Raw genomic sequence first — 18,600 nt, 5'->3', positions numbered from 1 at the left:
CCATGACCGCCATGCCACCGCCTGCGAAAGCCCCGCCATGACCGATCTGCCCGTGCGCCGCCTGCTGGTCGATCTGCAGTCGCCCTTTGATCGCCACTGGAACGGCGGAGACGCCTTCCGCAGCGCGTTCTTCAATGCGCTGTCGATGAGCTTTCCGTTTGGCGAGCAGTTCTTCATCGACTCGGTGCGCGCCGGCCTGGCGGCCTTGCCCGCCGAGCAGCGGCACGGCTTCGAGGCCGAGGTGCGCGGCTTCATCGGCCAGGAGGCCACGCACCGCCGCCTGCATGGCCTGTATAACGATCAATTGGAGCGGCAGGGGCTGAAGAACCACTGGGAGCCGCGCTCGCGCCGCCGCATGCGGGCGCTGGACGGCAAGGATCTGCGCCTGCACCTGGCGGTGACCGCAGCGGCCGAGCACTTCACCGCCATCCTGGCCGAGTACCTGCTGGCCAACGACGCGGCACTGGCCGGCGCCGACGAGCGCCTGGCGCTGCTGTGGCGCTGGCACTCCAGCGAGGAGAGTGAGCACCGCAGCACCGCCTTCGACCTCTACCGCGCACTGGGCGGCAACGAGAAGTGGCGGCTGCGCATCTTTCGCGTGGTGTCGTTCAACTTCGTCTGCGACGCGCTGCGCCAGACGCTCAACAACCTCTGGCACGACGGCAGCTGGAAGCGGCCCGCGACCTGGGTGTCGGGCTGGCGGCTGCTGTTCGGCCGCGCTGGCCTGGTGCGCGAGATGGCCGGCCCCTGGCGCCAGTACCTGCGCGCCGACTTCCACCCCTTGGCGCACGGCGGCCAGGCCGGCAGCGCCTGGCTGCGCGACAACGCCGGGCGTTTCAGCGTGGTGGGCTCGGCGCGCTGAGCGCGGGCCGGTGCCGGTGCATCAGCCGCGCGGTGCGGCGGCCGGGCGGCTGCGGTAGAACTGGATCGGCGCAGCCTGCTGGCTCGCGGCCTGCAGTTGCGCGGTGGCTTCGCGCAGCACATGCGGCTGCATGCGGCCCACCACATGCATCTCGCAGGGCTTGCAGTCGAAGCGCAGCTCGAGCGTGTCGTTGCCATGCTTGAGCACCAGCGCCTCGGCGCGGATCGTGCCCTGCACGCCGGTCACGCCCTTGGCCTGCTTGGGGCACAGGCTGAGGCTGTAGCGCACGCAGTGCTTGGTGATCATCAGGCTGGCGTCGCCCAGCACCTGGTGGCTTTCGTAGGCGGCCTCGATCACCTGCACGCCATGGCGGGCGTAGAAGTCGCGTGCCTTGTGGTTGTACACATTGGCCAGGTAGCTGATCGAGTCGTCGGGGTAGGGCGCCGGCGGCTGCACGGCCCGGGCGCGCGGCAGTGGCTGCCAGGCGGCGGTGCGCGCCGCTTCGAGCGCGGCCACGGCGTCGCGCCGCAGCGCATTGAGCGCACCCACCGGCACGAACCAGGGCGCGCTGAGCGCCAGCTCGACCTGGCGCGCGCCAAAGATGGTGGTGCCCAGCTTGCCCAGCGCCTCGCGCAGCGTGGCGTCGGCACGCGCGGCGTCGCGCGCCGGCTGCAGGGCCACGGCCACCTCGGCCTGGCCCATGTGGCCATCGGCATCGGTCAGGGTCAGCAGCAGGCCGTCGGGCAGCTCATCGAGGCGCAGGTCGACCTCGATGCGGCGCTCGGCGGTCTTGCTGTCGAGCGTGCGGTCCCAGGCCATGTCGCGGTTGCGAAACAGCGCCGTGCCGCGCTTCAGGTCCTTCAGGCTGGCCACCGGCTCGTTGGGCATCACGCGCCAGCGGCGCTGGCGTTCGTCGAGTGCGCGGGCGGTGTTGGCCTGCACGCCGTTGAGCTCGCCCTGCAGGTCCCACCAGGTCAGGCCATCGCCGTTGGCCAGCGAGGTGACGCCCTCGGCCAGCGCCACGTCCAGATGCTCGGGGCCGGTGGCGATCACCTCGCCCAGCGGCAGGCCGGCGTATTTGGGGGTGTCGAAGGCGCCGATGTCGTCCTTGCGGCCGCTGACGAAGTAGTCGGTGGTGCCGCGGTTGAAGTTGCGCTCTGGCTCGGGCGTGAAGAACAGCGTGGTGCGGCCGCTGGAGGCCGGCCGCAGGCCGCGCTCGCCTTCGCCTTCGAGCACGGCATCGAGCAGCTGGCGGTAGTGGGCGGTGACGTTCTTGACGTAGCCCAGGTCCTTGTAGCGGCCCTCGATCTTGAAGCTGCGGATGCCGGCCCTGACCAGCGCGCGCAGGTTGGCGCTCTGGTCGTTGTCCTTCAGGCTCAGCACATGCTTGTCGTGCGCAATGATGTGGCCGGCCGCGTCGGTCACGGTATAGGGCTGGCGGCATTCCTGGCTGCAGCTGCCGCGGTTGGCGCTGCGCCCGGTGAGCGCATGGCTGATGAAGCACAGGCCCGAATAGGCCACGCACAGCGCGCCGTGCACGAAGAACTCAAGCACCGCGCGGTCCACCTGGGCGCGGATGGCCTGGATCTGCGCCAGCGTGAGCTCGCGCGCCAGCACCATCTGGCTGAAGCCGGCGTCTTGCAGAAAGCGCGCCTTCTCGGGCGTGCGGATGTCGGTCTGCGTGCTGGCATGCAGCTGCAGCGGTGGCAGGTCGAGCTCGAGCAGGCCCATGTCCTGCACGATCAGCGCATCGGCGCCGGCGCCATGCAGCTGCCACACCATGCGGCGGGCGTCTTCCAGCTCGTCGTCGCGCAGGATGGTGTTGAGCGTGACGAAGATGCGCGCGCCAAAGCGGTGCGCATGGCGCGCCAGGCGCTCGATGTCGGCCACGCTGTTGCCGGCCTTCTCGCGCGCGCCGAAGCTGGGGCCGCCGATGTACACGGCATCGGCGCCATGGTCGATGGCGGCAATGCCGATGTCGGCATCACGCGCCGGGGCCAGCAGCTCCAGTTCGCGCAGGCGGTCGTGCATGGCAGACGCAGGCCGCGATCAGGCCTGGGCCTGGGCCAGCAGGCGTGCCGAGGCGGCGTCGAAGCTGGCCTTCAGCTCGGCATAGCTGTGGTGCACCGGGAACTGCGGAAACTGCAGCGTGATGCTCTCGGGCGGGTGGATGAAGAAGCCCGCGTCGGCGGCGCCCAGCATGCCGGTGTCGTTGTAGCTGTCGCCGGCGGCCATGACCTGGAAGTTCAGGCCCTTGAGCGCATTGACGGCATGCGCCTTCTGGTTGGGCTGGCGCAGCGTGTAGTCGGCGACAAAGCCCTCGGCGTCGATCACCAGCTTGTGGCAAAAGAGCGTGGGCCGGCCGAGCTGGCGCATCATCGGATCGGCGAACTCGTAGAAGGTGTCCGACAGGATGATGACCTGGAAGCGGCTGCGCAGGTCGTCGAGAAACGCCTTGGCACCCTCCATCGGCGCCATGCCGCCGATCACCGCCTGGATGTCGGCCAGCTTCAGGCCATGCTGGCGCAGCAGGCCGAGGCGGTAGCGCATCAGCTTGTCGTAGTCGGGTTCCTCACGCGTGGTGCGGCGGAATTCGGCGATGCCGGTGCGTTCGGCGAACGCGATCCAGATCTCGGGGATCAGCACACCTTCGAGATCGAGGCAGACGACTTGCATTTCGGGGGCTCCTGGCGAACCCGGCAGTCTAGCGGATCAGCCCGGCGCGGCGCCCTGGCGCGCAAGGGGCAGGGGCCCTGGCGCTCAGCCCCGGCGGCGGCGCACCGCGGCAGCCAGCAGCGCCAGGCCGGCGGCCATCAGCGCCCAGCGGCCGGGCTCGGGCACCACGCCGCTGAACTCGACCAGGTAGCCGTTGCGCTGCAAGGCGTTGCCCGGGCCGCCGTGGTCGTTCCACAGGCCCACCTGGTTGGCGTAGTTGGTCTGCAGGTAGTTCTCGCCGCCGCAGCAGTTGTTGGGCTCGTTGGCGTTCCAGTTGCTGTAGGTCAGGGCCTGGCCGGCCTCGGGCCCGCTGCGCCAGACCCACTGGCCTTCGACGCCGGCGTCGGTGGCGCCCAGCCAGGCCAGCTGACCCTGGGCCACGGTGACCGACGCGAACTGGTTCTCGGCGGCCGAGGTGATGGTGGCCAGGTAGCCGCTCAGGCCCAGATAGGACTCGCTGGCCGCCAGGCTGTAGGCCAGTTCGGCCAGCACCGGCTCGGGGACAAACTCGTACCAGTGGCCGTTGCCGCCCGAGGCCACGGTCCACTGCGTGGGCACGGCCTGGGCCGCGGTGGCCAGCGCGCTGGCGGCGAGAAGAATCGACAAGCTGCGGCGCATGTGGCCTCCACCGGTGGGTGCGGCCGAAGGCAGCCCGACCGCTGCGCCGCACAGTAGGCGAGGGCGGGGGGCCTCACATCCCCATGGCCGCGGGGGTCAGGCGGCTGATTCGATACAGACTGCAACACCGGACAGCACCGCATTGCCCGACAGCGGATCGGTCAGCCGCGCATCCAGCACCGCATTGAGATTGACGCCCGGGCGCTCGGCGGCCACGCGCAGCCGGGTGCCGGGCAGGCTGTGGCCCCAGCCATGCGGCAGGCAGGCCACGCCGGGCGGCAGGCTGTCGGTGATCTGCACCGGCGCCTGGATGCGCTGGCCGTCGCGGGTGATCGCGGCGATGGCGCCGTCGCCCAGGCCCAGGCGCTGTGCATCGGCCGGGTGCAGTTGCAGGGTGCAGCGCTCGGGGCCCTTGGCCAGCGTGGGCAGGTTGTGCATCCAGCTGTTGTTGCTGCGCACCTCGCGCCGGCCGATGATCAGCATGTCGGCGCGCGGCTCGCCCAGCGCAGCCCAGGCGCGCGGCAGGTCGGCCACCAGCATCGGCGGCGCCAGCTCGACCTTGCCGCTGGGCGTGCGCAGCATTTCGGGCAGGCGCGGCTGCAGCGGGCCGAGGTCGATGCCGCCCGGCTGCGCGGCCACCTGGGCCAGGCTCAGGCCGCCGCCCTGCGCATCGGGATGCTCGCCGCGGCGACTGGTGCCGAAGCCGTCGCCATACGGGCCGCTGCGCAGGGCCAGGTCGACCAGGCGCTCAGGGCCTTGCCAGGGTTGCAGCGCGGCCAGCACGGCGGCGGTGTCGTCGGTGCCGCTGCGGCGCAGGTCGTCGGCCAGCAGCTCGTCGTCGAGCGCCAGCACATCGGCCGCCGCGCCGCGGCCCTTCAGGATGGCGATCAGGCGCAGCAGGTTCTGCCACTCGGGCGGCTGGCCGGGGGCGGGCGTGAGCACCGGTGCGCTGTAGCGCGCGGTGTTGCGCCAGCTCAGCTGCGGGAAGGGCACGTCGTAGTGGCCTTCCTCCAGCGGCGACAGGCCGGGCAGGATCACGTCGGCGTGGCGCGCGGTCTCGTTGCAGTAGATGTCGAGGCTGACCATGAACTCGAGCTGATCCAGCGCCTGCGCCAGGCGCGCGCCGCCGGGCGCCGAGAGCACCGGGTTGGCGCTCATCACGATGGCCGCGCGCACCTGGCCCGCGCCGGGCGTGAGGATCTCGTCGGCCAGCTGCACCAGCGGCAGCTCGCCAAACACCTCGGGCGCGCCACTCACCCGGGCCCGGTGGCGTCCGGTGGCCACGCCGCGGCCGATGCCCGGCTTGCCCTGGGTGTTGGCGGCAAAGCCCGCGGCCTTGGCCCACAGCTGGCCGCCCGGCGCATCGAGGTGGCCGGTGAGGGCATTGAGCACATCCACCAGCCACGAGGCCAGCGTGCCGAAGGTCTGGGTGCAGCTGCCGATGCGGCTGTACACCACCGCGCGCGGCGTGGCCGCCAGATCACGCGCCAGCTGGCGGATGCCGGCCGCGCCGATGCCGCAGTGCGCGGCCACCGCCTCGGGCGTGAACGCCTGCACCGCCGTGCGCACGTCCTCCACGCCGTTCAGCCAGGGCGCCGCGCTGCCAAGCCGGACCAGGCCTTCGTCGAACAGCGTGTGCACCAGGGCCGCCAGCAGCTGCGCATCGGCGCCCGGGCGGATGGCCAGGTGCTGGTCGGCGATGGCGGCGGTTTCGGTGCGCCGCGGGTCGATCACCACCAGGCGGCCGCCGCGTGCCTGCAGCGCACGGGCCTTGGCGCGGAAATCGGGCACCGTCCACATGCTGCCGTTGCTGGCCAGCGGGTTGGCGCCGATCACCACCAGCAGCTCGGTGCGCGCGATGTCGGGCAGGCCCACGCTCAGCCAGTGGCCGTACATCAGGCCGCTGGCCAGCTGGCGCGGCATCTGGTCGAGCGTGCTGGCGGAGTAGACGTTCTTCGAGCCGGCGGCGCGGCCCAGGCGCGCAAAGTACAGCAGCAGGCCCATCTTGTGCGCCGACGGGTTGCCGGCCACCAGGGCCAGCGCGTCGCGGCCGTGTTCGGCCAGGATGGGCGGCAGCCGGGCCTCGATCAGCGCGAAGGCTTCCTGCCAGCTGGCGGGCTCGAGCGGGCTGCTGCGGCCACTGCGGCGGATCAGCGGCTGGCGCAGGCGGTCGGGGTCGTCGTGCAGGTCCTTGATGGCCACGCCCTTGGGGCACAGATAGCCGTCGCTGAGCGTGTCGCCGGCCCAGCCGCGCACCTGCAGCACCTGCTGGCCCTGGGTGCTGACCTCGAGGCCGCAGCAGGCCTCGCACAGCGGGCAGATGCGGTAGTGGCGCGCGGCCGGGGCGGTGTCGGTGCGGGGGGCGTCGTTGGGTGTGGACATGGCGTCTCCTGTGGCGCGGTTTATCGCTGCCCGCACGGGGCAGCGTCCGTCACCCGGGAGACGTTACGCCGATTCGGTGCGGGCGGCGATGACCTGGCAGGTCAGCGGGCCGGTGCGCCAGGTGCACGGCTGGCGCTGCGGCCGAACCTCACGTCGCCCTGCGGCCGAATGTCACGTCGCCCTGCGGCCGACCGTCAAGTCGCCCTGCGGCCGAGTGCCCGCAGCTTGGCCTTCCAGCGTGTCACGCCCTTGTCGCCCAGCTTGTCGACCATGCCGATCAGGGTTTCGTGCACCGGCGCGATGCCCACGAAGCCAAGCACGTTGCGCTCGAGCGAGCGCAGGCTGTGGGCGCGGAAGTAGAAGCGGTACAGCAGCGCCGGCATGCCCATGGTGACCACCACGCGGGCCGAGCGGCCGGTCAGGCCCTTGGCGGCAAACGGGTTGTCGGCCTCGCGCTTGAACGCAAAGCCGGGCCGCGCCACCTGCTCCAGAAAGGCCTTCACCAGCGCCGGCATGTCGCCCAGCCACAGCGGAAAGAAGAACACCAGGTGCTCGGCCTGCGCAATCGCCTGCTGGGCGGGCAGCAGCGCCGGCGGCAGCTCGCCGTGCATCCAGTCGGCCTGGTTGCGCAGCAGCGGAAAGTCGAGCGTGGCCAGGGTCACCGTGTCGACCGTGTGACCACTTTCGCGGGCGCCCTCGGCATAGGCGCCGGCGAGTGCATGGCACAGGTGCTGGTCGGAGGTGTCAGGGTGACCCTGCAGGATCAGGATGCGTTTGACTTCTTGCATGCCCCCATCCTGCGCGCCGCGTGTTGCCGGCGGGTTGCGCTGCGGCAAACGGCAGGATGCTGGGCGCGGCTCAGTCGCCCTGGGCCAGCACCGCCTGCACCTTGCGGCCGCGCCCGGCGCGCGAGACGTTCAGCGTCACCGAGTCGCCCGGCTGGCGCCGCTCGAGCAGGGTCAGCAGGTCGTCGAGGCTGGCCACCGGCTCGTCATTGACCGCGACGATGATGTCGCCGGCCACAACGCTGCCGTCGCGCCCACGGCTGAAGGGCTGCAGGCCGGCGCGTGCCGCCGGGCCGCCCGGCGTGACCTGCACCAGGGCCACGCCGTCGGGCAGGCGCAGCGCACGCTGGATGGCCTCGCTGGCCGCGCCGATGCCCAGCGTGGGCCGGGTGATGCGGCCGTCGCGGATCAGCCTTGGCACCACGCGGTTGACCTCGTCGACCGGAATCGCGAAGCCGATGCCGGCGCTGGCGCCCGAGGGGCTGGCGATCTGCGTGTTGACGCCGATCAGCCGGCCGGCCGAATCGAGCAGCGGGCCGCCCGAGTTGCCGGGATTGATGGCGGCATCGGTCTGGATCACGCCGCGGATGCTGCGGTTGTTGAAGCTCTCGATCTCGCGGTTGAGCGCGCTGACGATGCCGGTGGTCAGCGTCTGGTCGAGGCCGAAGGGGTTGCCGATGGCAAACACCTTCTGGCCCACCAGCAGGTCGCGGCTGCTGCCGATCGGGATGGCCGGCAGCCTGGCCGCCGCCGCGTCGATCTTCAGCACCGCCAGGTCGCGGTCGGGAAAGGCGCCCACCAGCTGGGCGCGGTGGGTGCTCTGGTCGGCCAGGGTCACGGTGGCCGCGCTGGCGCCCTGGATGACATGGAAGTTGGTGACGATGTGGCCGGCCGCGTCCCACACGAAGCCGGTGCCGGTGCCGCGCGGTGCCTGGCCCACGGCGCGGTTGAAGAAGTCGCGCTGCACCTCCAGCGTGGTGATGTGCACCACCGAGGGCGACAGGCGCCGGAACAGCTCGATCTGCTGCAGCTCGTCGGCGGCCAGCGGGCCGCGCGGGGTGACGGCGCGCGGTCCCGGATCGCCGCGCTGCGCCTGCAGCGTGGGTGCGGCCAGGGTCAGCAGCAGGGCCAGCGTGGCCTGGCGCCGGCTGCGCAGTGCGGGCCAGGGGCTGGCGGCCCGGGTCATCGTTGACACCGGGGCGGCGGGGGCAAGCTGGGTGGCGGGGGCGGGGGCGCGTCGGGCAGCAGGGCGGTTCGTGGTCGCGGGGCGGATCGGGATGGTGCCGATGATAGGCAAGCCGGGCCGGCTATCCTCGGCGCATGACCGCCAGCGCCCATCCGCCCCGCCGCAGTGCCGAAGAGCAGGCCATCGTCGACCGCGAGCTGACCGAACTGGTCGAGCAGCGCATCACCTTCAACCAGGTGCTGGGCCTCAAGGTGCAGCAGCTGCGCCCCGATCTGGTGATGCGCTTCGAGATGCGGCCCGACCTGGTGGGCCACTACCACTACGGCCGGCTGCACGGCGGCGTGATCTCGGCGGTGCTCGACGCGCTGGGCGGTGGTGCGCTGATGGTGGCGATGAGCGAGAAGCTGGCGCACGAAAGTGCCGAGCAGGTGATGCACCGTTTTCTGAAACTGGGCACCATCGACCTGCGCGTGGATTTTCTGCGCCCCGGCCTGGGGCGCTTTTTTGTGGCCACCGCCGAGATCACGCGGCTGGGCGGCCGGGTGGGCTCGACCCAGATGCGCCTGCACAGCGACGAGGGCGTGCTGGTGGCCACCGCCGCCGCGGCCTACATCGTGAGCTGAGCCACACCCACCGCGCGGCGGTGGCCGCCCGCCTCGCGGGCGGCTCAAGTTCGGCGGCGCAGCGCCGACATGACAGGGCATGAGCTGTCCCGTCCAACGCCTGCGCCCCGCTGGCGCCATGCCGCCATGCGCGCGCTGATTCACCCGCTGCTGCTGGGCGCCACCGGTCAGGCCTGCGGCCTGGCGGCCGTGGGCGTGGCCCTGCATGGTGCGGCCTGGCCACCGGCGCTGTTGTACGGCGGCTTTGGTGCGGCCGCCGGCCTGGCCTGCACGCTGCTGCAATGGGCCCACCACCGGCTGCCGGTGCACGAGGCGCTGCCCGACGACGGCCCCGGCGAGGCGCCGGCCGCGGTGCTGGCACGCGCCATGCTCGCCCAGATCGCCCGCACACGGCCGCCGGCCGCCGCGGCGCCGGCGCCGGCCAGCCCGGCCGCCGCGGCCCCGCCGCCGGCTGACGCACCGGCCACGGCGCGGGCCGAACCCAGCACGTTCGGCGCCTGAGCGCCGCCGTCAGCCCCCTGCAGCGAAGGCGACTGTCGATGATCGAAGTGAAGATGGGCCGCAATCTCACACGCGATGGCGTGGAGGGTGTGCGCTGGGTGCTGGTTGACCCGCTGGAGTCGCTGCCGGGCGAGCGGGCCGCTGCCGGCAGCGGCGCCGCGGTGGCTGCCGCTGGCAGCCGGCCGGTGGCGCCGGCCGGCGCCGGCACGCTGAGCGCCGAGATGCGCGCCGCATTGCTGACCGCGCCGCTGGCGGCGCCCGAGGCCGCAACCATCGACCTGCGCGGCGCCATGTCGCGCCAGATGTGGATGCTGGCGGGGCTCAAGACCCTGGTGGTGGTGGTGGCGCTGGGCGCCGCCATGGCCACCGCTTGGCAGGTGATCGGGCCGCCGCGCCTGGCCGGTGGCGGCAGCGGCGTCGCACCGTCGGGGGCGGCCACGCCGCCGGCGACACCGCTGCGGCCGGTGGCCTCTGCACCCACGATCACCGTGCTGCACCGGGAGCCGGCACGATGAGCGCGCCGCTGCCCTGGCATGACGAGGCCGAGCTGCTCGGCGTGCAGGTGCGTGTGCACTTCTTTGATCCGGCCGAGGTGGATGCGCGCAGCGATGCCGTGGCCCGCCTGCTGCCGGTGCTGGTGGCCGACGGCCGGCCGGCGCTGGCGCCGCTGCCGCTGGTGGCGCCGGGCCAGCGGCCGACCTGCCGCGCCGGGGGCCTGGTGGCCCAGCCCGATGCGCTGTGGCGCCATGGCGACGGCCTGCTGTGCCTGACCCACCACGCTGCCGACCGCAGCGGCGACGGCGGCAACGACGCCCGCCGCCTCGACCCCGTGCACTGGCGCAGCCAGCTGCGCATGGACCTGCTGCTGCAGGCCGTGGCCACCGCCATGGCCGTGGCCGGCCAGCACCAGCTGCCCACGCTGGCGCTGTGGCGCGGCAGCAATGTGCTGGCGCAGTTCGACCCCGGCTCGGCCGTGCTTGAGTGCATGGCCAGCCTGGTGGGCGCGGCGCGGCTCTACTGGAACGCGCCGGGCGGCGTCACGCCGGCTCAGCTGGCCAGCTTTTGCGAGCCGCGCTTGCGTGCATTGCCGGGCCTGGCCGAGCATGCGCCCATGCCGCTGCGCGCCTGAGCGTCATCACCCGCGCGCAGCGCCCAGCCCTCGGTGGCGGCCTGCGCATCCAGCCAGCGGCCGCCGCCCACCATCAGCCCGCGCTGGGCTGCGCGCTGCAGCAGGCGCTCGCAGTCGGCCGCGGTCAGGCGCAGGGCCAGGCGCTGCCAGCGGCGCTGCACCAGCGGGTCGGTCCAGCTGTCCTCGAGGGCGCGGCGCAGGTCGGCCGGGCCGGCGCCGGCCCCGGCGGCCAGGCGGCGCGCCAGCATCGTGTGCATGAAGATCTGGAAGGCCTGGCGCGTCTCGTGGCCGGGCATCAGCGCCGACAGCTCGAGCAGCCGGCGCGCATAGCCGCCGTGGGTGAACTGCAGCGTCAGCATCAGTTGCAGGCCCTGCACCGGATTGACCAGGCGCACCCGGTTGGGCGGCAGCACCACCAGCGGCAGGCTGGCCGCCTGGCCGTGGGGCAGCGGCGTGGCAAAGCTGGCCAGCAGCGCCAGGCGCAGCCAGGTGGCGGCGTCAAAGCCGCGCAGCGCGCTGCACTCGCCGGCCGCCAGGCGCTGGGCCTGGGCCCACAGCGCGTCGAATTCCAGCGTGCCGCGGGCTTCGGCCAACTCGGCGTCCAGCACCGCCAGATTGCCGCCGGCATAGGCCGCGGCCGGGTTCAGGCGGCTGATCCGGCCCTGGCCGGTGGGGGTGCCCGGGGCGTCCGGCGCCGGGCCGCTGGCCAGCAGGGGGCGCAGCGGGCGGCGGCTGGCCGGGCACTGCGCCGTGTCGAGCCGGGCCAGGAAGCCGGGCGTGAGCTGCACCGCCTCGAAGGCCTGGCCCTGCTGCCAGGCGCGCAGCCGCAGGGCCAGCCACAGGCGCTGTGCCGGGCGCGCCGGCAGCGTGCGCTGCCCGGCCACGGCCTGCGCGGCCAGCCAGCCCTGGCGCAGCGGGCTGCCCACCGGCAGCAGGTCCAGCGGCGGGGTCAGGCCGTGGCGGGCGTGGTCCCAGCCGAGCGCAAAGCCGGGCTCCTCGCGGCGCTCGGCCAGCGTGGGTGCGGCCGCATCGTGGCGGCCATCGGCCGTGGCGGCCGCGTCGGCGCCGTGCGGTGCCGCCGCCGGCCCGGGGGCGACGAAGGACAGGGCGGCGCTGCGTGCCGCGGCGGTGATGGCGGCCAGGGCATTGAACGGCAGCAGGGTCTGGATCATCGTGAACGCTCCGCAGGGTGGCGCCGGGAACGCCCCGGCCGTGTTCACAGTGTCGGCAGCCGGTGGCTCAAAGCATGAGCCAGTGAGCCCCCGCGATCACGGCCGTGCCGCGGTTTGCACTGGCTCATGTGCTGAGCCACCAGCGTGGCAGACTCGGCGGCCCGGCGTTTCGCCGCCAGCCGCCAGCCGCCGCGCCACTGCCCATGACCAAGACCGCACGCCTGTACAAGATCGAGCGCCTGATCCGCCAGCGCCAGCATGTCAGCTTTGCCGGCCTGCTGGCCGAGCTGGAGGTGTCGCCGGCCACGCTCAAGCGCGATCTGGAGTACCTGCGCGACCAGCTCGGCGCGCCGATCACCTACGACCGCGAGCTCAACGCCTACCGCTTCGAGGCCACCGGCGGCGGCAGCGCGCTGGCGCGCAGCACGGCGCGCCACGAACTGCCCGGCCTGTGGTTCAGCGAGCGCGAGCTGTATGCGCTGCTGATGGCGCACCAGCTGATCTCGGGCCTCGACAGCCAGGGCCTGCTCAGCCGCCATCTGCAGCCGCTGCTCGACCGCATCCACGAGCTGCTGGGCCCGGGCGGCGAGAACGACAGCAAGGCCTTGATGAAGCGGGTGAAGATCATCGGCGCGCTGCGCCGGCCGGTGGATGCCACCTGCTTCGAGCGGGTGGGCGAGGCGCTGATCCGGCGCCAGCGCATCGCCATGCGCTACCTCACCCGCACGCGCGGCGAGGTCAGCCAGCGCGAGGTCTCGCCGCAGCGCCTGGTGCACTACAAGAACACCTGGTACCTCGATGCCTGGTGCCACCAGCGCGAGCGCCTGCTGCGTTTTGCGCTGGACGCGGTGCAGGAGGCCACGCTGACCGACACCCGTGCCAAGGACGTGGCCATGCGCCAGGTGCAGGCCGAGATGGACACCGGCTACGGCATCTACGCCGGCGGCACGCGCCAGCTGGCGGTGCTGCGCTTCTCGGCCCAGGCGGCGCCCTGGACCAGCCACGAGGAGTGGCACCCCGAGCAGCAGGGTCGCTGGCTGGCCGACGGCAGCTGGGAGCTGACGCTGCCCTACGCCGACGAGACCGAGCTGGTGATGGACATCCTGCGCCAGGGCGAGCAGGTGCAGGTGATGGCGCCCGACAGCCTGCGCGCGGCGGTGCGGCGGCGGCTGGCGGCCGCTGCGGCGCTGTACGTCGGGGCCTGAGAGGGTGTCCCCGAAATGAGAGGCACCCGCGTGAGGCCCCAGAATGGCCTCGATCTAGGCGCAAAGCGCAGGCGTGTTGGACACCCGGCGAGCTTTGCAACGACGAGCGAGGCCATTCTGGGGCCTCACCCTGAGGGCCGGGGTACCCGAGGGCGCTGGCGTAGGCGCGCCGTGCAGCCCGGGCTGGTGGCCCGGGCCAGCGGCGCAACGCCCGCCAGCGCCCTCGGCCACCCCGGCGCGGGTGCCTCTCATTTCGGGGACACCCTCTGAGCCTCAGGCCGGCGGTGGCGCTGCGCGCAGCAGGGCCACGCTGGCCATGCCCAGCAGGGTCATCAGCACGCTGCCGGCCAGGTGCAGCGCGGCGGTGGCCAGGGCCCAGCCGGTGCGGCCGGCGCTCAGATTGGCCACCACCTCGGCCGAGAAGGTTGAAAACGTGGTCAGCCCGCCCAGAAAACCGGTGATCACGAACAGCCGCCAGGCTGGTGGCAGCGCCGGGTGCTGGGCAAAGAAGGCCACCGCCACGCCCACCAGGTAGCCGCCCAGCAGGTTGGCGATCAGCGTGCCCGGCGGCAGCGTGGGCAGCAGCGCATTGAAGGCATTGGCCAGGCCCCAGCGCACGATGGCGCCCAGCGAGGCGCCGGCGGCAATGGCGGCAAGAGCGTGCAGCAGGGCGGGCATGCGGCGATGGTAGCGGCGCGGGGCGTGGTGAAGGCCAGGATGGCGGCCGAAGGCGGCTGCGGGGCGGCGGCCCGGGCAGCGCAGGCCGGCGCGGCGCTGCGGCGGGTCAGCCGGCGGCAGCGCAGCCCGGCATGAAGGCCACGCGCACCGGCTGCAGCGTGACATGGGCGATGCCGAAGCGCGCCTGCAGCTGCTGCGTGGCGTGCTGCAGGAAGGCATCGTCGGCGCCGCCCTCGGGCATCACCAGGTGGGCGGTGAGGGCAGTCTCGGTGGTGCCCATGGCCCACACATGCAGGTCGTGCACCGCGGCCACACCGGGCTGGGCGCGCAGCAGGGCCTGCACCTGGGCCAGGTCGATGTGCTCGGGCACGCCGTCGAACAGCAGGTGCAGCGAGCGGCGCAGCAGGCCCCAGCTGCTGGCCAGGATCAGCACCGCGATCAGCAGGCTGGTGATGGCGTCCAGCCGCACCCAGCCGAACCACAGTGCCGCCAGGCCGCTGGCCACCACGCCGGCCGACACCAGCGCATCACCGGCCATGTGCAGGAAGGCGCCGCGGATGTTGAGGTCGTGCGCGCTGCCGCGCATGAACAGCAGCGCCGTGACGCCGTTGACCACGATGCCGATGGCCGCCACCCACACCACCGGCCAGCCCGGCACCGGCACGGGCGCGGCCAGGCGCTGGGCCGCCTCCCAGCCGAGCGCGCCCATGGCCACCAGCAGCAGCAGGCCGTTGGCCACCGCGGCCACGATGCCGGCGCGCTTCCAGCCATAGGTGTGGCGCAGGTCGGGCGACATGCGCCCGGCCGCGGCGCCGGCCCAGGCCAGCACCAGGCCGGCCACGTCGCTGAGGTTGTGGCCGGCATCGGCCAGCAGGGCCAGCGAGTCGACCCGCCAGCCGACCAGCGCCTCGACCAGCACGAAGCCCAGGTTCAGCGCAATGCCGATGGCGAAGGCGCGGCTGAAGTCGGTGGGCACCGGGTGGTGGTGGCCGTGATGGCCGTGGTGGCCGTGGTGGCCGTGGTGGCCATGACCGTGGCTGTGATCGTGATCGTGATCGTGATCGTGATCGTGATCGTGATCGTGCCGCGCGGCGGCCGGGGCGTGGTGCTGATCGGAACCCATGCGGCGATTGTGGAGCGGGCCGCGGCCTCAAGCCGGCGCCGCCGCGGCCGAAGACCCACCAGGGCAGTCGGCCATGCCGACGGCCCCGGCCACCCCGGCCACCCCGTCCGCCTTCGCCCACACGCCCCGCGCGCCGCCCCGATGCCCTCGAACCTGCCGATCCGCCGTCTCCTGTCGAGCCTGCTGCTGTGTGGCGGGCTGGCCGGGTGGCCGGGCGCGCAGGCCTCCGACCTGGTGCGGGTGCAGGAGATCGCCGAATGCCGCGCCGGCGAGATCGGCACCTGGGGCGATGGCCGCGACCGCCCGGCGGTCGACACCCAGCTGCGCGTGATGTACGACCACGATGGCGCGCCACCCTGGTTTGACGAGGCCCAGGTGCTGGGCACGCTGCGCCGCGCCGCCGATGCCTGGGCCGCTTGCGGCATTCCGGCCACGGTCTGGCCGCGTGCGCCCGGCGCCGAGGTGCCCGCCGGCGTGGTGCTGGTGAGCTGGGACGACCGCCTGGCGCGCGGCAACTTCGGCCTGGCCCATGTGGGCGTGCGCCGGCTGTGGCTGGGCGCGGCGGCGTTTCGCACGCTGCGCGCGCGCAATGCCGCCTACCCTGCGCACGAGACGCTGCAGATGGTGGTGGCCCACGAGATGGGCCACCTGTACGGCCTGATGGACCATTCGCGCCGCTGCGTGGACGTGATGTCGTACTACGACAACGGCCGCGGCGAGCGCTGCCACGCCCGCGACGGCAACGACCGCGGCTGGCGCGGCGACTACCGCGCGCTGCTGCCCACGGCCTGCGACATCCAGCGCTGCCGCGCCGCCAATGCCGCGCCGCTGACCGCGGCGCGCTGAGCCATCGGCCGGAGGTCCCAGGTCAGGGCACCTCGCGCCCGGCCGCGGCGGACCACAGCTGGTACCACTGCTGCGCATCGAGCGTGATCGACAGCGCGGCCATGGCCTCGCGCGCCACCTCGATGCGGCGCGAGCCCAGGATGGGCAGCGGCTGGCTCGGGTGGCGGCGCAGCCAGGCGGTGATCAGCGTGATGGGGGCCACGCCCAGTTCGGCGGCCAGGGCCTCGACCGTGGCACGCACCCGCTGCGCGCGCTCGTCCTGGCCGGTGAACACGCGGCCCCCGGCCAGCGGCGACCAGATCATCGGCCGCAGGCCCAGGTCGACGCACTGGTCCAGCGTGCCGTCGTGCAGCGGGTCGAGGTGCAGCGGCGAGCACTCGATCTGCGTGGTGGCCAGCGCGATGCGCCGGTGCAGCGGTGCCAGCTGGCTGGGGCTGAAGTTCGAGACGCCAAAGCTGCGCACCTTGCCCTCGCGGCGCAGGGCCTCGAAGGTCTGGGCCAGTTCGTCGGGGTCCATCAGGCAGTCGGGGCGGTGGATCAGCAGCAGGTCCAGGTGATCGGTACGCAGGTTGCGCAGCGATTGCTCGACCGAGGCGCGCACATGCGCGGCCGAGGTGTCGTAGTGCTTCACCGTGTGGCCGGGCCGCGCCGGGCTCACCAGCTTGATGCCGCACTTGCTGATCAGCTGGATGCGCTGGCGCAGCGCCGGCTGCAGCGCCAGCGCCTCGCCGAACAGGCTTTCCACCGAGTAGCCGCCGTAGATGTCGGCATGGTCGAAGCTGCTGACGCCGATGTCGAGGTTGCCCTCGATCCAGGCCAGGCGCTGCTGCGGTGTCCAGCCCCATTCGGACAGGCGCCAGGCGCCGGCAACGATGGGGCTCAGGCCGGCGGGGTTGTGCATGTGGGCCACGGGATGCTTCGCGGTTGGTGGAAGGAAGGGGCGGGAAGGCCGCGGGCAGGTCGGCGCGGTGCGGCGCTACAGCAGCCGCTCGGGCACCAGCAGCGACTGCAGCCACAGCTTCAGGCGCAGCCAGGCACTGTCGCCGGGCTCGTCGGTGGTGCTGGCCAGGCCCGGCGCTGGCGCGGCGGCCCGGCTGGCTGCGGTGGCTGCAGCGGAAGCAGCGGAAGCAGCGGATGCCGTGGATGCGGCCGGGAGGGCAGGGACGGCGGCCGACGAGGCCTGCCACTGCAGCGTCTGGCCATCGCCGGCCAGGGTGACGCGGTAGGTGGCGGTGCTCACCGGCGGGCCGCCGCGCGGGTCTTGCATCAGGCGCTGCAGCTCGGCGGCCAGCGGCGGGCTCTCGATCACCACGCCCAGCTCGGTGTTGCCCACGGCCGAGCGCGCGTCGAGGTTGACCGAGCCCACCAGCACGCGCAGCCCGTCGATGATGGCCACCTTGGCATGCAGGCGCGGCACCGAGCGCCCGAACTGGCCGAACTGCGGGCTGCGCTGCACCAGCGCCGGGCCGATCTCGTGCAGCTCGACGCCCATCTTCAGCAGCGTGTGCCGGCGCAGCGCATAGCGGGCATGCACCAGCGGCTCGTCGGTGGAGGCCAGCGAATTGGTCACCACCACCAGGTGGATGCCGTGGCGCCGGGCCTCGCGCATGTGGTCCAGCGCCCGCTGGTCGGGCACGAAGTAGGGCGACACGATGGCCACGTAGCGGCGCGCGGTGGCCATGGCGCGCAGCAGGCCGGCCATGGCCTCGCTGGGCTGCTTGCCGGGCTGGGCGATGGCCGCCTTCTCGGGGGGATCGGCGTGCACCTGGGCCTCGGCCCACAGCAGCTCGAGCCGCCCGGCCTGCAGCTGCGCACCCACCGGGCCGCGGCCAAGCGGGTCTTGGGCGTAGGCGGCGCGGGGCAGGCGGGTGTCGCGCACCGCGGCGTCGAAGGTGGCGCGGGTGGCGGCGTCGCTGGCGGCATCGGACGGCGCGCCCAGCACCTGGTGCAGCGGCCAGGCCTGCTGGCTGTTCCAGTAGCGGTCGAACACGGCCGAGAGGGTGGGCACCACGGCCCCGGCGGCCAGCAGGTCCATGTCGATGAAGTTGGCCTCGTCGTTGCCCATGTAGTACTCGTCGGCCACGTTGCGGCCGCCGAACAGCGCCAGCGCACCATCGGCCACGAACAGCTTGTTGTGCATGCGGTGGTTGTTCAGCTCGAAGTCGCCCGGCGACACCAGCAGCCGCCACAGCGGCGGGCCCCAGCGCAGCGCCAGCGGGTTGAACAGCCGCACCTCGACGCCCGGGTAGCTGGCCAGGCCGGCCAGCAGGTCGTCGACCTCGGCGGCATAAAAGTCGTCGATCAGCAGGCGCACCCGCACGCCGCGCAGCGCGGCGTCGCGCAGCGCGCGCAGCAGGCCGCGGCCGGCGTGGTCGCGGTGCAGGTGGTAGATCTGCAGGTCGAGCGTGTGCGTGGCCTGCTGCATCAGCGCCAGGCGCGCCTCGAACGCGAACTCGCCCGAGGGCAGGGGCCGAAAGCCTGAACTGGCCGCCGAATCAGCCGCCGACGCGGCGCCGGCCGGCCGGCTGGCCGCCACGATGCGGCCCAGCGGCGTGGCGGCCGCCTGCTCGGCCGTGGGCGCCTGCGTGGCCGGCACGGCCTGGCGCGGCAGCAGGCTGGCGCAGCCGCCCAGCAGCGTCAGCATCGCCAGCAGGGTGAGCAGCAGGATGAACAGCCGCAGCCGCCGGCCGCACCCGCGGGCAACTGCCGGCATGACGGCCGCGCGGTGGGCAAGGGAGGCGGTCATGGCGGCAGGCAGGCGTGCGGGTGGGCGTG

At 73.2% G+C, this 18,600-nt stretch carries 18 protein-coding genes; 7 read left to right on the top strand and 11 right to left on the bottom strand.

Annotation, left to right across the window (positions count from 1 at the left end; all coding sequences use genetic code 11):
• Window positions 1-37: 37 nt before the first annotated feature.
• Window positions 38-862: a metal-dependent hydrolase gene (locus N4G63_RS06995; protein ID WP_260785438.1), complete on the top strand. Its 825-nt coding sequence runs from the start codon at window positions 38-40 to the stop codon at window positions 860-862.
• Window positions 863-883: 21 nt separating this feature from the next.
• Here the strand turns inward: N4G63_RS06995 and N4G63_RS06990 are convergent, their stop codons facing one another.
• From N4G63_RS06990 to N4G63_RS06965, 6 genes are all read right to left on the bottom strand, one after another.
• Window positions 884-2,893 carry a peptidase U32 family protein gene (locus N4G63_RS06990; protein WP_314599511.1) on the bottom strand — a complete coding sequence of 670 codons (2,010 nt, stop codon included), beginning with the start codon at window positions 2,891-2,893 and terminating at the stop codon, window positions 884-886.
• Window positions 2,894-2,911: 18 nt separating this feature from the next.
• Window positions 2,912-3,538: a bifunctional phosphoserine phosphatase/homoserine phosphotransferase ThrH gene (gene thrH / locus N4G63_RS06985; protein ID WP_260785440.1), complete on the bottom strand. Its 627-nt coding sequence runs from the start codon at window positions 3,536-3,538 to the stop codon at window positions 2,912-2,914.
• A gap of 84 nt (window positions 3,539-3,622) precedes the next feature.
• Window positions 3,623-4,195, bottom strand: coding sequence for a lectin-like protein (locus N4G63_RS06980; protein WP_314599510.1), 573 nt, complete (start codon window positions 4,193-4,195; stop codon window positions 3,623-3,625).
• Between the two features lie 96 nt (window positions 4,196-4,291).
• Entirely contained in the window at window positions 4,292-6,577 is a 2,286-nt protein-coding gene (locus N4G63_RS06975; protein WP_314599509.1) for a molybdopterin-dependent oxidoreductase, read from the bottom strand.
• A 194-nt stretch (window positions 6,578-6,771) separates the two neighbouring features.
• Window positions 6,772-7,365: an NAD(P)H-dependent oxidoreductase gene (locus N4G63_RS06970; RefSeq protein ID WP_260785444.1), complete on the bottom strand. Its 594-nt coding sequence runs from the start codon at window positions 7,363-7,365 to the stop codon at window positions 6,772-6,774.
• Window positions 7,366-7,435: 70 nt separating this feature from the next.
• Window positions 7,436-8,548: a S1C family serine protease gene (locus N4G63_RS06965; protein ID WP_314599508.1), complete on the bottom strand. Its 1,113-nt coding sequence runs from the start codon at window positions 8,546-8,548 to the stop codon at window positions 7,436-7,438.
• A gap of 134 nt (window positions 8,549-8,682) precedes the next feature.
• Between N4G63_RS06965 and N4G63_RS06960 the strand changes: the two genes are divergently transcribed.
• The 4 genes from N4G63_RS06960 to N4G63_RS06945 all read left to right on the top strand — a co-directional run bounded on the left by N4G63_RS06960 (window position 8,683) and on the right by N4G63_RS06945 (window position 10,801).
• Complete coding sequence (locus tag N4G63_RS06960) at window positions 8,683-9,171, top strand: thioesterase family protein (RefSeq protein ID WP_260785446.1); 489 nt, start codon at window positions 8,683-8,685, stop codon at window positions 9,169-9,171.
• 126 nt (window positions 9,172-9,297) lie between these two features.
• On the top strand, window positions 9,298-9,672 hold the full coding sequence (locus N4G63_RS06955; protein ID WP_260785447.1) for a hypothetical protein: 375 nt from the start codon (window positions 9,298-9,300) through the stop codon (window positions 9,670-9,672).
• A gap of 38 nt (window positions 9,673-9,710) precedes the next feature.
• A complete protein-coding gene (locus N4G63_RS06950; protein ID WP_260785448.1) occupies window positions 9,711-10,187 on the top strand; it encodes a hypothetical protein in 477 nt (158 codons plus the stop codon).
• The gene (locus tag N4G63_RS06945; RefSeq protein WP_314599507.1) at window positions 10,184-10,801 is read left to right on the top strand and encodes a hypothetical protein; all 618 of its coding nucleotides are present in this window, start codon (window positions 10,184-10,186) and stop codon (window positions 10,799-10,801) included. The genes N4G63_RS06950 and N4G63_RS06945 overlap by 4 nt, the downstream gene beginning before the upstream one ends.
• Here N4G63_RS06945 and N4G63_RS06940 read toward each other — a convergent pair.
• Window positions 10,720-11,973, bottom strand: coding sequence for a hypothetical protein (locus N4G63_RS06940; protein WP_314599506.1), 1,254 nt, complete (start codon window positions 11,971-11,973; stop codon window positions 10,720-10,722). The two genes, N4G63_RS06945 and N4G63_RS06940, sit on opposite strands and share 82 nt — an antisense overlap.
• 203 nt (window positions 11,974-12,176) lie before the next feature.
• Here N4G63_RS06940 and N4G63_RS06935 point away from each other — a divergent pair, with 203 nt between their 5' ends.
• Complete coding sequence (locus tag N4G63_RS06935) at window positions 12,177-13,178, top strand: helix-turn-helix transcriptional regulator (protein ID WP_260785452.1); 1,002 nt, start codon at window positions 12,177-12,179, stop codon at window positions 13,176-13,178.
• A 273-nt stretch (window positions 13,179-13,451) separates the two neighbouring features.
• On the opposite strand, the gene crcB is transcribed toward N4G63_RS06935, so the two are convergent.
• Together crcB and N4G63_RS06925 are read right to left on the bottom strand one after the other, a co-directional pair.
• Window positions 13,452-13,847, bottom strand: a complete 396-nt coding sequence (crcB, locus tag N4G63_RS06930) for a fluoride efflux transporter CrcB (protein WP_260786658.1) — start codon at window positions 13,845-13,847, stop codon at window positions 13,452-13,454.
• A gap of 115 nt (window positions 13,848-13,962) precedes the next feature.
• Window positions 13,963-14,979 carry a cation diffusion facilitator family transporter gene (locus tag N4G63_RS06925; protein WP_314599505.1) on the bottom strand — a complete coding sequence of 339 codons (1,017 nt, stop codon included), beginning with the start codon at window positions 14,977-14,979 and terminating at the stop codon, window positions 13,963-13,965.
• 141 nt (window positions 14,980-15,120) lie between these two features.
• Here N4G63_RS06925 and N4G63_RS06920 point away from each other — a divergent pair, with 141 nt between their 5' ends.
• Window positions 15,121-15,825: a zinc metalloprotease gene (locus tag N4G63_RS06920; RefSeq protein ID WP_314599504.1), complete on the top strand. Its 705-nt coding sequence runs from the start codon at window positions 15,121-15,123 to the stop codon at window positions 15,823-15,825.
• A 22-nt stretch (window positions 15,826-15,847) separates the two neighbouring features.
• On the opposite strand, the gene N4G63_RS06915 is transcribed toward N4G63_RS06920, so the two are convergent.
• Window positions 15,848-16,726 (bottom strand): aldo/keto reductase, encoded by an 879-nt coding sequence (locus tag N4G63_RS06915; RefSeq protein ID WP_260785456.1) that lies wholly within the window; start codon window positions 16,724-16,726, stop codon window positions 15,848-15,850.
• Between the two features lie 75 nt (window positions 16,727-16,801).
• Window positions 16,802-18,571 (bottom strand): phospholipase D-like domain-containing protein, encoded by a 1,770-nt coding sequence (locus N4G63_RS06910; protein ID WP_260785457.1) that lies wholly within the window; start codon window positions 18,569-18,571, stop codon window positions 16,802-16,804.
• Window positions 18,572-18,600 lie beyond the last annotated feature (29 nt).

Source organism: Aquabacterium sp. OR-4, from assembly GCF_025290835.2.
GTDB lineage: Bacteria > Pseudomonadota > Gammaproteobacteria > Burkholderiales > Burkholderiaceae_C > Pseudaquabacterium.
The sequence above is the reverse complement of the archived record's forward strand: the minus strand, read 5'-3'. Positions and strand labels throughout refer to the sequence as shown.

Excerpts from the sequence above, each read along its gene's own strand:
- N4G63_RS06995 (WP_260785438.1), top strand. The coding sequence starts at position 38 with ATGACCGATCTGCCCGTGCGCCGCCTGCTGGTCGATCTGCAGTCGCCC.
- N4G63_RS06990 (WP_314599511.1), bottom strand. The coding sequence starts at position 2,893 with ATGCACGACCGCCTGCGCGAACTGGAGCTGCTGGCCCCGGCGCGTGAT.
- thrH (WP_260785440.1), bottom strand. The coding sequence starts at position 3,538 with ATGCAAGTCGTCTGCCTCGATCTCGAAGGTGTGCTGATCCCCGAGATC.
- N4G63_RS06980 (WP_314599510.1), bottom strand. The coding sequence starts at position 4,195 with ATGCGCCGCAGCTTGTCGATTCTTCTCGCCGCCAGCGCGCTGGCCACC.
- N4G63_RS06975 (WP_314599509.1), bottom strand. The coding sequence starts at position 6,577 with ATGTCCACACCCAACGACGCCCCCCGCACCGACACCGCCCCGGCCGCG.
- N4G63_RS06970 (WP_260785444.1), bottom strand. The coding sequence starts at position 7,365 with ATGCAAGAAGTCAAACGCATCCTGATCCTGCAGGGTCACCCTGACACC.
- N4G63_RS06965 (WP_314599508.1), bottom strand. The coding sequence starts at position 8,548 with ATGACCCGGGCCGCCAGCCCCTGGCCCGCACTGCGCAGCCGGCGCCAG.
- N4G63_RS06960 (WP_260785446.1), top strand. The coding sequence starts at position 8,683 with ATGACCGCCAGCGCCCATCCGCCCCGCCGCAGTGCCGAAGAGCAGGCC.
- N4G63_RS06955 (WP_260785447.1), top strand. The coding sequence starts at position 9,298 with ATGCGCGCGCTGATTCACCCGCTGCTGCTGGGCGCCACCGGTCAGGCC.
- N4G63_RS06950 (WP_260785448.1), top strand. The coding sequence starts at position 9,711 with ATGATCGAAGTGAAGATGGGCCGCAATCTCACACGCGATGGCGTGGAG.
- N4G63_RS06945 (WP_314599507.1), top strand. The coding sequence starts at position 10,184 with ATGAGCGCGCCGCTGCCCTGGCATGACGAGGCCGAGCTGCTCGGCGTG.
- N4G63_RS06940 (WP_314599506.1), bottom strand. The coding sequence starts at position 11,973 with ATGATCCAGACCCTGCTGCCGTTCAATGCCCTGGCCGCCATCACCGCC.
- N4G63_RS06935 (WP_260785452.1), top strand. The coding sequence starts at position 12,177 with ATGACCAAGACCGCACGCCTGTACAAGATCGAGCGCCTGATCCGCCAG.
- N4G63_RS06925 (WP_314599505.1), bottom strand. The coding sequence starts at position 14,979 with ATGGGTTCCGATCAGCACCACGCCCCGGCCGCCGCGCGGCACGATCAC.
- N4G63_RS06920 (WP_314599504.1), top strand. The coding sequence starts at position 15,121 with ATGCCCTCGAACCTGCCGATCCGCCGTCTCCTGTCGAGCCTGCTGCTG.
- N4G63_RS06915 (WP_260785456.1), bottom strand. The coding sequence starts at position 16,726 with ATGCACAACCCCGCCGGCCTGAGCCCCATCGTTGCCGGCGCCTGGCGC.
- N4G63_RS06910 (WP_260785457.1), bottom strand. The coding sequence starts at position 18,571 with ATGACCGCCTCCCTTGCCCACCGCGCGGCCGTCATGCCGGCAGTTGCC.